General features: G+C 29.0%; 16 protein-coding genes. 11 read left to right on the top strand and 5 right to left on the bottom strand.

What is annotated here, in order from left to right; all coding sequences use genetic code 11:
• Window positions 1-3: 3 nt before the first annotated feature.
• Complete coding sequence (locus tag GSH19_RS03550; protein WP_237026706.1) at window positions 4-351, top strand: 3-hydroxyacyl-CoA dehydrogenase family protein; 348 nt, start codon at window positions 4-6, stop codon at window positions 349-351.
• A gap of 32 nt (window positions 352-383) precedes the next feature.
• On the opposite strand, the gene GSH19_RS03545 is transcribed toward GSH19_RS03550, so the two are convergent.
• Window positions 384-776: a DUF1093 domain-containing protein gene (locus GSH19_RS03545; protein ID WP_237026705.1), complete on the bottom strand. Its 393-nt coding sequence runs from the start codon at window positions 774-776 to the stop codon at window positions 384-386.
• A 175-nt stretch (window positions 777-951) separates the two neighbouring features.
• On the opposite strand from GSH19_RS03545, the gene GSH19_RS03540 reads away from it, so the two are divergent.
• The 4 genes from GSH19_RS03540 to GSH19_RS03525 all read left to right on the top strand — a co-directional run bounded on the left by GSH19_RS03540 (window position 952) and on the right by GSH19_RS03525 (window position 2926).
• Complete coding sequence (locus GSH19_RS03540) at window positions 952-1476, top strand: sigma-70 family RNA polymerase sigma factor (protein ID WP_237026704.1); 525 nt, start codon at window positions 952-954, stop codon at window positions 1474-1476.
• 83 nt (window positions 1477-1559) lie between these two features.
• Window positions 1560-1766 (top strand): hypothetical protein, encoded by a 207-nt coding sequence (locus GSH19_RS03535; RefSeq protein ID WP_237026703.1) that lies wholly within the window; start codon window positions 1560-1562, stop codon window positions 1764-1766.
• A gap of 26 nt (window positions 1767-1792) precedes the next feature.
• On the top strand, window positions 1793-2011 hold the full coding sequence (locus GSH19_RS03530; RefSeq protein WP_237026702.1) for a DUF2922 domain-containing protein: 219 nt from the start codon (window positions 1793-1795) through the stop codon (window positions 2009-2011).
• 90 nt (window positions 2012-2101) lie between these two features.
• On the top strand, window positions 2102-2926 hold the full coding sequence (locus tag GSH19_RS03525) for an oxidoreductase (protein ID WP_237026701.1): 825 nt from the start codon (window positions 2102-2104) through the stop codon (window positions 2924-2926).
• Between the two features lie 36 nt (window positions 2927-2962).
• Here the strand turns inward: GSH19_RS03525 and GSH19_RS03520 are convergent, their stop codons facing one another.
• The gene (locus GSH19_RS03520) at window positions 2963-3859 is read right to left on the bottom strand and encodes a LysR family transcriptional regulator (RefSeq protein ID WP_237026700.1); all 897 of its coding nucleotides are present in this window, start codon (window positions 3857-3859) and stop codon (window positions 2963-2965) included.
• 325 nt (window positions 3860-4184) lie between these two features.
• On the opposite strand from GSH19_RS03520, the gene GSH19_RS03515 reads away from it, so the two are divergent.
• Both GSH19_RS03515 and GSH19_RS03510 read left to right on the top strand, forming a co-directional pair.
• Window positions 4185-5699: an S-layer protein gene (locus GSH19_RS03515; protein WP_237026699.1), complete on the top strand. Its 1515-nt coding sequence runs from the start codon at window positions 4185-4187 to the stop codon at window positions 5697-5699.
• Between the two features lie 96 nt (window positions 5700-5795).
• A complete protein-coding gene (locus GSH19_RS03510; protein WP_237026698.1) occupies window positions 5796-6473 on the top strand; it encodes a hypothetical protein in 678 nt (225 codons plus the stop codon).
• A gap of 45 nt (window positions 6474-6518) precedes the next feature.
• On the opposite strand, the gene GSH19_RS03505 is transcribed toward GSH19_RS03510, so the two are convergent.
• Window positions 6519-7295: a hypothetical protein gene (locus GSH19_RS03505; RefSeq protein ID WP_237026697.1), complete on the bottom strand. Its 777-nt coding sequence runs from the start codon at window positions 7293-7295 to the stop codon at window positions 6519-6521.
• A gap of 143 nt (window positions 7296-7438) precedes the next feature.
• Here GSH19_RS03505 and GSH19_RS03500 point away from each other — a divergent pair, with 143 nt between their 5' ends.
• From GSH19_RS03500 to GSH19_RS03490, 3 genes are all read left to right on the top strand, one after another.
• The gene (locus tag GSH19_RS03500; protein ID WP_237026696.1) at window positions 7439-8869 is read left to right on the top strand and encodes a hypothetical protein; all 1431 of its coding nucleotides are present in this window, start codon (window positions 7439-7441) and stop codon (window positions 8867-8869) included.
• A gap of 109 nt (window positions 8870-8978) precedes the next feature.
• Window positions 8979-10244, top strand: a complete 1266-nt coding sequence (locus GSH19_RS03495) for a hypothetical protein (RefSeq protein ID WP_237026695.1) — start codon at window positions 8979-8981, stop codon at window positions 10242-10244.
• 95 nt (window positions 10245-10339) lie between these two features.
• A complete protein-coding gene (locus GSH19_RS03490) occupies window positions 10340-11098 on the top strand; it encodes a DUF4097 family beta strand repeat-containing protein (protein WP_237026694.1) in 759 nt (252 codons plus the stop codon).
• Window positions 11099-11112: 14 nt separating this feature from the next.
• Here the strand turns inward: GSH19_RS03490 and GSH19_RS03485 are convergent, their stop codons facing one another.
• Both GSH19_RS03485 and GSH19_RS03480 read right to left on the bottom strand, forming a co-directional pair.
• Window positions 11113-12852, bottom strand: coding sequence for a hypothetical protein (locus tag GSH19_RS03485; RefSeq protein ID WP_237026693.1), 1740 nt, complete (start codon window positions 12850-12852; stop codon window positions 11113-11115).
• A gap of 20 nt (window positions 12853-12872) precedes the next feature.
• The gene (locus tag GSH19_RS03480) at window positions 12873-13499 is read right to left on the bottom strand and encodes an SGNH/GDSL hydrolase family protein (RefSeq protein ID WP_237026692.1); all 627 of its coding nucleotides are present in this window, start codon (window positions 13497-13499) and stop codon (window positions 12873-12875) included.
• Between the two features lie 184 nt (window positions 13500-13683).
• Here GSH19_RS03480 and GSH19_RS03475 point away from each other — a divergent pair, with 184 nt between their 5' ends.
• Complete coding sequence (locus tag GSH19_RS03475) at window positions 13684-14481, top strand: hypothetical protein (protein ID WP_237026691.1); 798 nt, start codon at window positions 13684-13686, stop codon at window positions 14479-14481.
• Window positions 14482-14505 lie beyond the last annotated feature (24 nt).

Below are 14505 nucleotides of genomic sequence, written 5' to 3'. Positions count from 1 at the left end.
GGGATGGTTCCAATTACAATTAATAAAGAACAACCAGGTTATATTTTAAATTCATTATTAGTTCCATTTGAAAATGCTGGTTTTTCACTTTGGATTAATGGAATTGCAAGCCCTCAAGATATCGATAAGACTTGGATGATTGCTACTGGTTCACCACTTGGACCATTTGCAATTGCTGATATTATTGGGATGCATACTAATTATGAAATCACATCTCAAAATAAAGCCCTACAAGATGTAGCTGCTAAGTTTAAAGAAATGATTGATGATGATAAATTAGGTCGTGAAAATGGTAAAGGACTCTACACTTATCCTAATCCAGCTTATGAACAACCAGATTTTCTAAAATAATTATAAAAAGCTTGCCTAATAGGCAAGCTTTTTTATTTAATTTTATTGATAATTGATTTAGGAACGTCTTTCTTCGCAATGTAGTTAGGTCCTTTGATAATTCGACCAGTAGGGCTGATTTCAGCATTTACATATTTTTTGGTCTTAAATGGACTAACCTTGGAACCTGACAATCCGTATTCAATATCTTTTATTTTTCCATTCTTATCTACAAATTTTAAATGATATACATATTCATGAATTCCTTTAATGATTTTACCATCGCTATCTTTTGTTTGTTTTTTTTCTGGAACTTTAGCTGGAATTTTTGAATACTGAATATTTCCTTTGTAATTATTTTCGTAGTATCCATTAACTCCTTTAAAGCCAAGAAATACTAGAAAGATACCTAATACAATTACAATGCCGATAATTATTTTTTTCATAGCCATCTACTCCTGTCTGTTTTGTTATTTATATTATATTATAATTAATTATATTATACAACAAATAGTATACAGAAAATAAAAAAGTACGTCAGTGAATCGTATCTCAAAATTAATTATGCTTCTATTTGTGACAAAGGCCTTTGGATCAATCTAATAAATGGTGGTTCAAAAAATGGAAAATCAAACAAATGAAGCATTTGAATTTTTAATGCGAGATAAACATGAAGTTCTAATCTATGGAGTTTTAAAACGACTAAATGTTCAACCTTATTCAAGGCATTATGACGATTTAGTTCAAGAAGGGCGATTAGCTTTTGTTGAAATATATCTAAAGTATCCAGATGATCGAACTAATTATGAAGCAATGATGAGTTATATCTATCAAGGTGTGTATTGGAAAATACTTGATAATTTAAAAAGATTAACTAGTCAAAAACAAAAAGAAGATGCTAATGATCCAGCTGATACTTTAATAACTTTAATTCAAGACCAATCGATTGAGGATAATGTGGCTTTAAAAATAATTATGGAAAAAGTAATTCATCTATTAAATGATGAAGAAAGAGAATTATTTGAATTTAGATATCTCGATAATTTGAACGTTACACAAATCGCAAAACGTTGGAATCGGTCACGTGGATACATTTATCGACGCCAAGCTAAGCTAACTGAAAAATTAAAACAATATTTTGTGTAACACTTTTGGATTTCATTTCTTTTATATAAACATAAGGATTGGCGCTAATCACTTATCATATTAAATTAATCGGAGGGTTCATCATGAAAAAAGCTTGGAATAAGAACAATATCACTTACACAATGGTCGGAGAAAATCATCCAAAGGGTTTGAAAAGGAATTTTTCTAATTTAGTTGAAGACTTAAGTGATGTACAAATTCAATCATTTGGTAAGATATTGTCTGATCTTTCAGACGAAGTATTCACGAAAGCTGCACTGACTAGCACAAATGATTTTATTGTTGATTAAGATAGGATAACTGGAGGAGATAGTTTATGAAGCAATTAGAAATGGTATTTAAAAGTCAAAATAATAAAGTACGTACTTTACGTTTAAGTTATGTTAATGAAGAATTAAACGAAGAAAAAGTTAAAGAAGCAATGAATAAAATTGCTAAATTAAGAATGTTTAAGCAAAATGGAGAATATTTATATGAAACTCCAGTATCTGCTAATTACACTGAAACTAATGACTATTCAATTTTTAAAGCATAAAGTAATTAATAAAAAAGGTAAGTCTATGATTAAATATCACAGACTTGCCTTTTTGTTTTGAATTAATTATTATCTAGATTAATTGGAGGAATGATTATGCAAAATAAAGTTATTTTAATTACTGGTGCAACCAGTGGGATTGGTTATCAAACAGCGAAGTTATTAGCTGAACAAGGATATCAAGTCTATGGTGCTGGACGTCGAGTAGATAAATTAGAACCATTAAAAGAAATCGGAGTTAGAAGTGTTAAATTAGATATCACTGATGAAGATTCAATTAAATCAGCAGTAGATCAAGTTATTCGGCAAGCAGGTAAAATTGATGTATTAATTAATAATGCTGGATATGGTTCTTATGGTGCAATTGAAGATGTATCAATTGAAGAAGCTAAAAGACAATTTGATGTAAATTTATTTGGATTAGCCAAGTTAACCCAATTAGTTCTCCCTTATATGAGAAAACAAAAATCTGGTCGAATTATTAATACTTCTTCAATGGCTGGTCGCATGACAAGTTATTTTGGAGCGTGGTATCACGCAACTAAATATGCTCTTGAAGGATTTAGTGATGCTTTAAGAATGGAAGTTAAGCAATTTGGAATTGAAGTTGCTCTAATTGAGCCCGGAAGTATTAAAACTGATTGGGGATTAATTGCTGCTAATAACTTAGAATCATCATCTAAAAATGGTGCCTATGAAGTATCAGCTAAAAAGGCAGCTCAAGGGATGAGAAAACTATATCTTGGGAAAATGGTATCAGATCCAATTATTATTTCCAATGCCATTTTAAAAGCAGTTAATAAAAAGAAACCAAGAACGCGTTATTTAATTGGTTTTGGAGCAAAACCATTAGTATTTCTTCATACAATTTTACCTAATCGATTCTTTGATTATTTAATGATGCATGTTGTTTAAGATAAAAAAGAGACTACTAATTAGTAATCTCTTTTTTTATCTTAAATAGCCAGATGGATATTTTTCTTCGATAAAGTTTTTAATATGAGTAAAAAATTGGCGAGTTGCGGGAACTTTAATTTGAATATCATTCATAACTAGATAGATAGTTCTGTAATGGACTTGATCGAATGGATATAATTTAACATTACTTCCATTTAATCTTTCTAAAGCTAATTTGGGTAAAATACCAATTCCAAGTCCACTTTCTACCATTGCAACAATTGATAAATCATCAACTGAATATTGAAGGGATGATGGATAAGTATCATAGTGATCTAAGACTTGCTTAACATCTCCGTCATAATCTTTCTTTTGTAGAATGAATTGATGTTTTTTAATATCTGCCTTTGTAATTGATTCACCATTTTCTGGTACAAAGTCTTTTGGAGTTACACAATAAATTTCATCTTGTAATAATGGTACCGCTGTAATACCGTCTGGAAGGGGATTACAAGAAAAGCCTAAATCAACTGTACCAATTTTTGCTTCCTTAGCAATTGAACTAAAGTCTTTTTGCATGACTGAAATATCAATTGAGGGGTGTTCTTTACGAAATGATTGAATAATTGGTGGTAACCAGTTAATACATACACTACTGAAGGCACCTAAGCGAATCTTTCCAGTACTTAATCCTTTGATGTTATCGGCTTCTTCGTGTAAATGTTCATTAGCATTAATTACTTCTTGAATGAATGGTTGAATTTGTTGACCATTACTAGTTAAGTTAACTCCAGTTCGATTTCTAATAAATACAGAAAATCCGAGTTCTTTTTCTAATTGACTAATTGAATGGCTAATTGCTGAAGGAGTTACTTCTAAATTTCTTGCAGCATTATGAAAGTTTTTATGTTTGATAACTGCTTCAAATGCGATAAATGGAAATGGAACCATAATTATTTCTCCTATATATAACTTTTAACGATTTATTTTCCATATAATATAATAAACCTCGTTATCTAATTATAAAAGTAGGGTTGATAATCATATTTAAAATATTACAAGAAAGCCCTTACAAGATTAAGTTTATGACAACTAAGTTAAATCAATAACAAATTAATCTTTTTTATTGATTTAGATTTAGATTATGCTATACTAACTTTTGAAAGTTAAGCAGAAATATTGGATGTGATTTCAATATCTTTGCAATAACTTTCTTGTATGTTACACTATTATTGCTTGGTGGAATTACATAAACGAAAAAATGGAGGAATTTACAATGACAAACAATTTGAAAAAGTCATTATTTGTTGGTCTAGCTGCTTTATCTTTTGTATCAGTAGCCTCAGCTACTAATGCATCAGCTAAAAGTTATGCTAAAGTTACAAGTAACAATACTTTAACTACTGACCCTACTACTAGAAACTTTGAATCAACTGGTTCAAACGCTCTTATGACAAAGGCTGGTACTATTAAAGGTGCTAAAACTGTTGCTTCAAAAGCAACTATGAAATCTCTTATGAACTCAAAAAGTTCAAAGAACTACTTCCGTGCTTACCGTGAAGCAACTACTAACCGTGGTTCAAAATACTACAAAGTAGTTTCAATGGATAAAAAGTACCGTGGTTGGATTTACGTTGGCGGAGTTAAATCAGCTAACACAACTGCAGACGCAACAATTACTGATCAAGTTAAAAATACTAAATTTTACTTAAACAGTGCAAATAAAAATACTCTTTGGGATGCTCCTCAATATACTCAATATAAAGCTTCTAAGGTTGCATTATCAAATATTGATACTTCAAAAGGTTTTACTGTAGACAAAGCTGAAACTAAAACTAAAGAAGGATCACTTTATTACCATGTAACTGCTAACTCAAACAAAAATGTTACTGGTTGGATTTACGTTGGTAAAGCTTCATTTGCTAATGGTAACGTTGCTGAAGACTTTGGTGGTTTATCAACAAAAGCACCATCAGCTTATGCAGATGAAAATAATTCAGTAAATGTTCAATTTGTTGACGGAACTAATTATGCAAATGTTAGTGATTTATCAAATTACTCATGGGTAACCAAAACAGCTGGAACTTCAAAAGGTGTTGCTGTAGATAATAGTAAGAATCAATCATATAATGTTGATGGTAAAACTGACCTTGATCAATTTAACAATGATGTTAAAACTTATGCTAAAAATCATGGTTACAGTGTAGATGATATTACTAAGACAACAAATGTTAACTATGGTAATACTGTAAGAGTTGCTGTTTCAAAAGCTTCAACTTCTAAAGTTTCATACAGAACTACTACTACAAATCGTGGATTTGAAAACTTGGATTCTTCAGCATTTGCTAAAGCTCCAGTTGTTAACTCCGGTGATGTTATTAATGGTTCAGTAAACTCTGTAATTACTGCTGATCAAATCAAGACTCTTGTTAACTCTAATAACAATGCTCTTGGTGGTGACACATCATCAAACTTGATTTCTGGTAATACACTATACTCAAATAGTGATACAAATGGTAAGTATGTATTTAATGATGGTGCAAGTGCTACTAATGTTAATGAAGACAATGGATTCTCAAATGCTACTCAAGATGCAGATGGTATCACTAAGTTAAACCAAGGTGATCAATATCATTTAGTTTACAAGTACAATAAAGCTAAAACTGCTTCTTACAACACTAATGTTAAAAATGGTCAAGAATTTACTATCATTTATGACAAGATTGCTGTAAAAGGTGCTGCTTCAAATAGTAACAGTACAAATAATTCAACTGTTGACCCAACTAAATAATTATATTATTTAGTAAAAAGAACTCTTCGGAGTTCTTTTTTTATACATAAAATTCATGATATAATAAGATTGAAAATATTATTGGAGGATTTTGATTTGAAAAGAAAAAGTATCATTTTATTCGCTGGAGTAGTAATTTTTGGATTTGGTTTATTTAATCAAATAACCGATGCAAAAAGTACTACTAAAGTAGTTAATCAATATGAGTATTATAATCATGGAGAAGATCGTGATTTTGTTTCAACCGGTAAAACACCCTTATATAGTAAGCCTGGAAAATCAAAAGTTGTTATATCAACAAAATCAATGAAAAAATTAAGCAATTCAAAAAGTACTGGTAATGTTTTTCGTGCTTATCGTACTGTAACTCTAAGTAATGGACAAACTTTCACTAAAGTAGTATCTATGAATGGTAAATATCGTGGATTCGTTAAAAGTAATGGGGTTAAACAAATTAAAACTTTAACTAATGTTGATTTATCCAATAAGGTTCAAGGTCAATTAGTTACTTTAAGTAATGTTAAAGCTCATCCAATCTTTGAGTCACCAAGTTATACGCAATATCAAATTAATCGTTTGAAGTATGATCATGTTCATGACAAAGATTTATTTGTAATTGATGGTGCAGTTAAGAAAACCGTTGGTGGACAATTATATTATCATGTTACTTCAACCAAAGATAAGATGATTAATGGGTATGTATATGCCGGTAAAGGGTATCTTGATAATCAAATTAACTCATCATTTGGTGGATTAAGTCTAGTTGCACGTTAAAAAAGACGCTTTTAAAGCGTCTTTTATTTTACTCATATTTAATGATTATGATTCTTTTGCATCTAATTGATAAGCTTTTAACAAATCATGATTTAATTTTTCATTGGGATATTTTTTAATCAATTTTTTAACGACTTTTTCTTCATTTATTTCCATACATTTTTTTAAAGCTTCACTGATCGAATAACAATTATCATTTGCATGAATGAGATAATCTTGATCAGAATTGGCAAAATTAGCTTTTACTGAATGAATCATTTTTTGAATTTGATAACAGCATTCTAGTCTTTTATGCACGTAGTTTTCTGAAGCCGAAATTTTAAAATAATAACTTGCCTGATTGAACCAGATTTCAGCTTGATGTTGTTCAATAGAATAGACATATTCGCGATTAATGTGATTAGTAGAAATCCAAGTTTGATTTAAATGATCTTTTTCTTTTTTGGGTAATGGAAAGAAGATGGTTTGACCAACTATAAAAGGTAAATATTCAAAGTGATTATGAAAATTAGCATATAGTTGAATAATTTGATTAATGGCACATGTCCTTGGTACTGATTTACGAATTAATTGGTTCGTAGTTGCTTCAACTGCAATTAGTCCTTGATAAACATCAAAAACAATTGTGCCATATTTAGATTGGTCATAATTTTTATCAATTAACATTAAGGTGTTTTCCCAATGAACTTGATAAGTCTTTCGCTTCTTTTTAATATCAGAAGTAGCTAATTTAGTTAAATCAATTTGATTATGTGATTTAACTTTTTGTTGGGCAGTTTTAGTGAGGGTGTCTAACAGATTGATTTTTCTATTATAAGGCATCGGCATTCGTCCTGTCGTATTTATTCGATAAGCAATATATTAATTATACTGAATAATTTTAAATATTAATAGTTTATTTCAAATGTAATTTGTTTGTAATTTATGCTGTAATCACATTGATTAATTAATAAAGGAGAATATATATGTTCAAAAATTTGAAAAAGACATTATTTATCAGTCTAGCTACAGTTAGTTTGGTTTCTGCAGTTGGTCTTAGTTCACAAGCTAATGCAAAAAAGACCAGTTCAACTAACAAAGTAACTTATGCAAAGGCAAGTTATCAAAACATGAAAAATAATGAAACTTTGGTTTTTGCACCAACCGGTCGTGCGGGCTTATATAACAAAGTTGCAGGTACCAAAGGAGCTAAAGTAGTAGCTTCAAAATCAACTATGCGTTCATTAAGTAACTCTAATAAAGGTGGAAATTACTTCTATGGTTATCGCCTAGCACAAACTAATTCTGGTAAGTGGTATATGAAAGTGGTTTCCTTTGATAAAAAATATCGTGGTTATGTATACATTGGTAAAAATGATCCTGAAAATACCAGTTTTTCTAATATGAGTGGTTTAACTGCTGAAAATACAATGACCCAAACTAGTTTACCAACTAACACTAAAGTATATTTTGCTAATCCTGGGACAAAAAATGTAACTTGGAATGCACCAAAATATACTCAATACAAGACTAAAAAGCAAGTTGTTAATACTCAACCATTTGCAAATGATACTTTAACAATTACAAAAGCTGCTAAGATGGATCGTACTGGTAATCTTTATTACTATGTTGAAGATCAAAATAATCCAAGTGTTTCTGGTTGGATTTATTCAAAAGCAGTTTCTGAGACCCAAAGTTTTCAATTTAATTCCAAAACTGATATTAAAGTGAACTTTGTCAGCAATGAAGGCACAAACTTAGGATCTAAATTTTATCGTGCTAACAGTTCAGAAAATACGCAAAATGGTGCTCTATTAAATAACTATGCAAATAGTAAGAGTCAATTTACCAATAGTAATTCTGATTTCATTAAAGGTGCGGTTCCTGCTGGTTATACTTATAATTACCAAGGAACTAATGAATCAATTTTAATTAATGCTAAGTTCGGTGACACAATTAGTCTGGTCGTAACTAAGAATCAAGAAGTTAACACACCAATTAAATTGAATTATCGTTCAAATCCAATTAGTGCAATGACTTCAATGAACAAAGTTGCTAATAATACAACTGTTGCTAATAAATCACAAAGTGAAGCACTAGCTACTGGTCAATACATTGCACCTAATGCAAATGCTTTTCGTGGAGTAAGTGGAGCACAATATAGTGTATCTGACTTAAATAGTTACTTAAATTTAAATAGTGTTGCAACTTTATTCAGTCCAACATATAGTGATAGTTCAAATAATAATAACCATTACTATGTAAAATACACTTTAAATAGTGAATATTTACAAGCTGGTACTTATGGTCAAGACGCAAATGCTTATTATACTGCATCAATTGTTAACGGTGATTCACCAATGCAACCAACTAATAATCAACAAAATAACTCTGCTAACGATAGTTGGTCTAAATAACAGCTCTAATTACAAAGAGAGAAGCAATTAATTGCTTCTTTTTTATTAGTATGTTAAAGCTATTTATTGTAAATAATTCACGTGTTATAATATCAATCTGGAGGATTGTATGCGAATTATTAAAAATAAAGTATTATGGCTTGTGTTTTTTGGATTGATAATTATTTTAAGTTTAACTTTTTGGTTAGGTAAAGCTTATACTTCAAAGGAAACACAAGTTTCAAGAATTATTTTAGCCATTAAGAATAATCAAGAAAAGGTTTTAAAAGATCGAATTGTAATTAAGCATCAACAATTTAATCCTAAAACTAATAGTTTTAAACCGTTAGTTCATTATTATCAAGAAAAACCATATGAATTGAAAAAATTAAAAAATCAACTACTTGGTAAAAGTCATGATTATAATTATAACTATGATTTAGTTAAAAAGGGACATTCATTAATGTTCTTTCCTAAGTACCGTCTTCAAGTAGCTCCAATTACACCAACAATTAGAAGTAATGTATCTGAGGCAGAAGTAAAAATTAATGGAAAGAATGTTGGTCAAACTAATCGACAACAAATATATCAATCTAAGCCGATGATGCCTGGATTATATCGCGTATCAGTTAGTGCTCACTTAAGAAAGCAATTATTAACTGAAACTAAAGATTTTGATTGGAATAATCGAGCTTATGAAGAAGCTGATTTACCACTTAAAATTTCTAGTTTTATTATCCGGGGATATCCTAATGCAACCGTTTTAATTAATGGTGAAAAAGTTGGTAAATTAAATAATAGAGGCCTTTTTTCAGTTAAAGGATATCCAATTAATTCTAAAACGCTGGTTCAATTAAAATTACAATCGTCCAATAAGTCATTTACTAGTAAACCATACACCGTTCAAATGAGAAACAATGGAAAATATATTCAACCTGAATTTAATGGAATTGCTTCGTTTGAAGATGCAGATAATTTAATTGGAAATATTTGGTCTGGATTAAATGGGAATATTAAAACGCCTAAAGAAGCTGAAGAAAATAATTATGATGATTATTTTGTTGATGGAATTAAAAATAAATCTTTCATTAATCTAATGAAAGTTGTTGATCGATATGAAAAAGACAAAGATATTGCTAATTTCTTCTATGATACAAAAGTTATTTCAGTTACTCCGTTTAAAAAAAATAAAACCAAAGTTAAATATCATACTAATGTAATTATTACTCCAACTCATAACCGACCAAATAAGTTGAAAAAAGTTGCATATGAAGCAGTTATTAAAACAGTTGATAACACTTCAGAAAATAAAATTTTAGAAAATAAAAGACTAGGAACAATTTCTCAACATATATACCAAACTGATGCAGTTTCTAAGTTAAGAAAGTTTAAATAAAAAGACTAATGTTAATCATTAGTTTTTTTATTTGGATTGATTTTTGCTAAGCTTTATTCATATAATAAAGCAATACATAATAAGAGGAGTTTACAATGAAAAAATCAACCAAATGGATTATAGGATTAATTTGTTTATTCATAATTTTATTATTAGGTGCTATTACATTTTATCAATTAACAAGTGGACCACAAAAATTAGTTAAAAGAACTCAAACGATTGATAATAATGAAATTGAAAATCTTAAAATTAATGCCGAGATTCCTGTAAAAGTTACAATCGGTGATAGGTTTAAGATTAGTTCTAAATCTAATCAAAAAATTAAAGTTAAACAAGGAAATCAAACTTTAAAAATTAAGCAAGAAGAAAAATCAATTTTATTTAATCATCATCAAGAAGATCGTGGCTATTTGAATGTTACCATTCCTAAATCAGTTAATTTAAGTAAAGTTGTTTTGAAATCAGAGATTAATTCAACTGAAATTTCGGGATTGGCAATTGATTATTTAGATGTGGATAACGAAGATGGCGAAATTATGATCCACAATGTTAAAAATCATCGTGCTCAAATTAGTAGTGAAGATGGTGATGTGTCAGTGCATGACTTTAAAACTAATCGTATTGATTTAGAAAATGAAGATGGAGATTTTGGTTTAAAAAATATCAAAGCTAATTATTTAAAATTAGATAATGAAGATGGAGATATTCATTTTAAAAATAGTAAAGTGGAAAAATATCATACTTTAGATGTTTCTAATGAAGATGGAGATATTTCATTAAAAAATATGAAAGTTAAACATTATCTTGAAAAGAATGATACTGGATCAATTGATAAACATAATGTAATTAAATAAAAAATCGCTCAATTTTATGAGCGATTTTTTTGTATCTTTTTAAATGAAGTAACTAATAATAAGATAAACCAAATAATTAAATTAAAAATAACTAAGAAATTACTAATCCAATGTGCTTTGTAATAAACTATGAGTTCATTTTTACCTATTTTTGCATTAACTTTTGGAATTTTAATCATTTTGTGAGCTACTTTTGGATGAATAGTTTTTCCATTTAATTTGAATTTTGTATTGTGATAATAAGCAACTGGAATTCTAGTTGCTTTATTTTCTGGACTATTCCAAGTAATTGATAATTGTTTACCATTAATTTTCTTTTTGAATTTTGATGGTTTAGTAATTGTTCCTTGGGTAGGAACGATAATATGCTTATAATAACTCCAATAAGTTCTAGGGAAGGTATTTTTTAATTTTGGTAGACGACTAGGTAAATAGTCTGGAGTAGATTTAATCGCACTCTCTAATGCTTTATGATTATCATGTTTGAATAAATACTTATTTTTATGAATTTCTAATGATCTTGCTAAGTGATCAGCATCTTTTGGATAAAGAGCAGCATGATTAGCTAGAACTCGATTAGATAATTGTTTAGTAAGACGAGTATTATAGACAATAATAAATCCAGAAAAAATAATAGTTGTCCCAAGTAGGAAATAACGAGTTGATTTTTCAACTTCAGGAGTATTAAAAACATAAGTTAAGTAGATAAAGGAAAGAGCAATTGCGGGAGCGATGAAACGACTAGGGAATTGAATAATACTTATTCCAGGGATATCTTTGAAAATAGTAATCCAAGGTAATAAGTCGGATGCTAGTAAATAAGTTGATAATGCTGTAATACCAACAATTTTCATCGTTGTATTAACTTTGAAAAAACTAACTAAAATTGTAACAATTAGTCCAATTAATACGATTAAAAGAGCAAATTTACCATTATGATAATCTGACCAATTGAAAGTTCCGCGAGCATTTAAATTAAATTCTGAAACGCCAAAGATATGATTTTTTCGATATAGTTCAAATAATCCACCAATAATATTAGTGGAAAATATAATCGCAATTCCAGCAGCTAGTAAGCCTTTTTTTAGGAAATCAGTTTTTTGTTCAGTCCTAATTAATCCAATAATTGCAAAGACTGAGTATAGAATCATCATTTGAAGTGCTGAAGATAGATGAACTTGAATAATTAAAGCAAGTGATAGACCAAGTTGCCAGATATTAATTGGATCAGGTCTTTTTTGAATCATTCTAATTGCAATACCAATACATAATGGCATTACTGCTGCTCCAAGTGAAGTAAAATTGTGAGCATAGCCCCAACGTAAAATAATGAATGAAAATGCGTAGCAAATACTCATTATTTTGGGAATATTACCTTTAATATTGATTACTTTTAAGCCATAATTCATGGATAAAGTCGCAATAATTGAGATTAAAATTCGAGAAATAATTTCATACCAAATAAAATTATGACAAATTAATAAGATGAAACCATTAAGATAAGCAATCCAAGGACTATATACAGGACTAACAATTCTCATTGAATTTTGAAATCCATATTCAGATGCCCAATATTGAAAATTAAAGTGTTTAATTTGTTCCATTGCATCATAGAAACGGTTGAAATGAAATATTGTATCAGAACCGATAATTATATTTTGATTAATGATTTGGGGTAATTCGAGAATTAGAGCAAGAATTAGTACAATAAACAAATACCAATGTTTATGTAATCCTTTTTTAATGAAATTCATGATTGGTGTTTCCTCTTTTCTTAGATACCTTTAATAAAATTAGCAATGATTTGTGCCATTTCATAATAAGTTGATTGATTGGGATGAAGTCTTTGGTCATTTAACTTTTCTTGATAATTATCAACAGTTAGAAAATTTGGAGCAACTTTTCTCCAATTCAATACGGGAATATTGAATGATTGATAAACTTTAGATATTTCGTCTAATAATTCGTGATAAGAATAATCAACAGAATTTAATTGTTGATCAATAAAAGTATGATTATCAAATCGATTAATTGGTAAAATCCCAATGATAATTAGATTTGGATTATTTTGTTTAATTAATTTAAGATTATTTTGTAATGTTCTTTTTATATCATTTAAAAAGCAATCACTATGTGAGTAATCATTTGTTCCATATGCAATACTTACAATGTCGTAAGATGAAAAGTCGGTTATTTTAACTTGATATGTTAAGTCTCGTTCGGAAAATCCGCTAATCATTCCAGCGTTAACTCCATGATTATCTATTTCTTTTAAGTTGAGTAATTTCTTTAAAAAGAAAGGGTAGTTTTTATGTAAATCGACTTCTCCATTAAATCCATTAGTGATTGAATCGCCAATTGTCAGCATTTTCTTATCATTTGTTTGGATTGTTATCACCACACTTTATTGTTAATTTTAGCACGATTTATTAAACTGATTTTAACATATTTTAGAAAAACTATTAGAACAGTAATGTTAATGGATTGTTAAGTTTTTCTTAAAAAAGTTTATTGACACTTAAAAAAGATTAAGGCATTATTAATGTAATAAATAATTTTATTGATTTTTTAGGAGGATTTAAAAAATGCCATTTAATCGAGTTATTTTGTTAGATTTAGCTTCATTTGGATTTGAAAAACAATCTAAGTCTTTTAATCTTCAATTAATTAAAATGATTCAAGCTAATCAATTACCAAGTTTAACTCGTCTTGGGCTTTTTAATATTCTTTCTAATTTTTGTGATGTGAATAGTGAACTTACAATTAATCAAAATGCGATTGCTGGAACAGTTAAAGTTCAGACCTTATCAACACACAAGACTACTGGTTTTCGTGAAATGTTTGACTTTATGATTAAATATCGTGCTGCTTCTTTGTTTGAAGAGGTAGGTAAATATACTAATACTAGTATTATCGCTCGTTTTGCTAATTTTTTACAAACACAAGAAAACTGTGAACAAATTCAAGTAGCTAATGATGCCGCTGCTTTTTCTCACGTGAATACAATTCTTGGGAAAAGTGACAGTGGCTTTATTTATGCTCAATTACCTGATTTAAGAGCAGCTTTTAAACGTAATGAATTAGAGAAGGCAAAAGCTATTTTGATTGAATGTGATCATCAGATTCAACTAATTTTGGATCAATTGTTAGATAATGATTTATTGATTGTGACTTCTAGTCATGCTTTCAACCAATCCCAATCAAGTATTCATCGTGGACAAAGTTATTTACCTGTAATGATTAGCTCCCCTAAATTTACTCATGGCAAAGACTTGGGAATTGATAATCATCCAGGATCTTTAGGTTCAACAGTGATGGATGCTTTTGGTTTTTTAGATGAAGTTATCGACCCATTACCTAGTTGGCTATCATCATTTAAATAAAATTTGAAAGAAATCTAGAAATAG

The sequence above is a fragment of the Lactobacillus sp. S2-2 genome, from assembly GCF_021698855.1.
Classification (GTDB): domain Bacteria; phylum Bacillota; class Bacilli; order Lactobacillales; family Lactobacillaceae; genus Fructilactobacillus.
The sequence above is the reverse complement of the archived record's forward strand: the minus strand, read 5'-3'. Positions and strand labels throughout refer to the sequence as shown.

Bases quoted from the DNA above. Each gene is read 5' to 3' on its own strand.
- GSH19_RS03535 (WP_237026703.1), top strand. From the start codon at position 1,560: ATGAAAAAAGCTTGGAATAAGAACAATATCACTTACACAATGGTCGGA.
- GSH19_RS03530 (WP_237026702.1), top strand. From the start codon at position 1,793: ATGAAGCAATTAGAAATGGTATTTAAAAGTCAAAATAATAAAGTACGT.
- GSH19_RS03525 (WP_237026701.1), top strand. From the start codon at position 2,102: ATGATTATGCAAAATAAAGTTATTTTAATTACTGGTGCAACCAGTGGG.
- GSH19_RS03545 (WP_237026705.1), bottom strand. From the start codon at position 776: ATGAAAAAAATAATTATCGGCATTGTAATTGTATTAGGTATCTTTCTA.
- GSH19_RS03500 (WP_237026696.1), top strand. From the start codon at position 7,439: ATGTTCAAAAATTTGAAAAAGACATTATTTATCAGTCTAGCTACAGTT.
- GSH19_RS03495 (WP_237026695.1), top strand. From the start codon at position 8,979: ATGCGAATTATTAAAAATAAAGTATTATGGCTTGTGTTTTTTGGATTG.
- GSH19_RS03505 (WP_237026697.1), bottom strand. From the start codon at position 7,295: ATGCCTTATAATAGAAAAATCAATCTGTTAGACACCCTCACTAAAACT.
- GSH19_RS03490 (WP_237026694.1), top strand. From the start codon at position 10,340: ATGAAAAAATCAACCAAATGGATTATAGGATTAATTTGTTTATTCATA.
- GSH19_RS03475 (WP_237026691.1), top strand. From the start codon at position 13,684: ATGCCATTTAATCGAGTTATTTTGTTAGATTTAGCTTCATTTGGATTT.
- GSH19_RS03550 (WP_237026706.1), top strand. From the start codon at position 4: ATGGTTCCAATTACAATTAATAAAGAACAACCAGGTTATATTTTAAAT.
- GSH19_RS03515 (WP_237026699.1), top strand. From the start codon at position 4,185: ATGACAAACAATTTGAAAAAGTCATTATTTGTTGGTCTAGCTGCTTTA.
- GSH19_RS03485 (WP_237026693.1), bottom strand. From the start codon at position 12,852: ATGAATTTCATTAAAAAAGGATTACATAAACATTGGTATTTGTTTATT.
- GSH19_RS03520 (WP_237026700.1), bottom strand. From the start codon at position 3,859: ATGGTTCCATTTCCATTTATCGCATTTGAAGCAGTTATCAAACATAAA.
- GSH19_RS03540 (WP_237026704.1), top strand. From the start codon at position 952: ATGGAAAATCAAACAAATGAAGCATTTGAATTTTTAATGCGAGATAAA.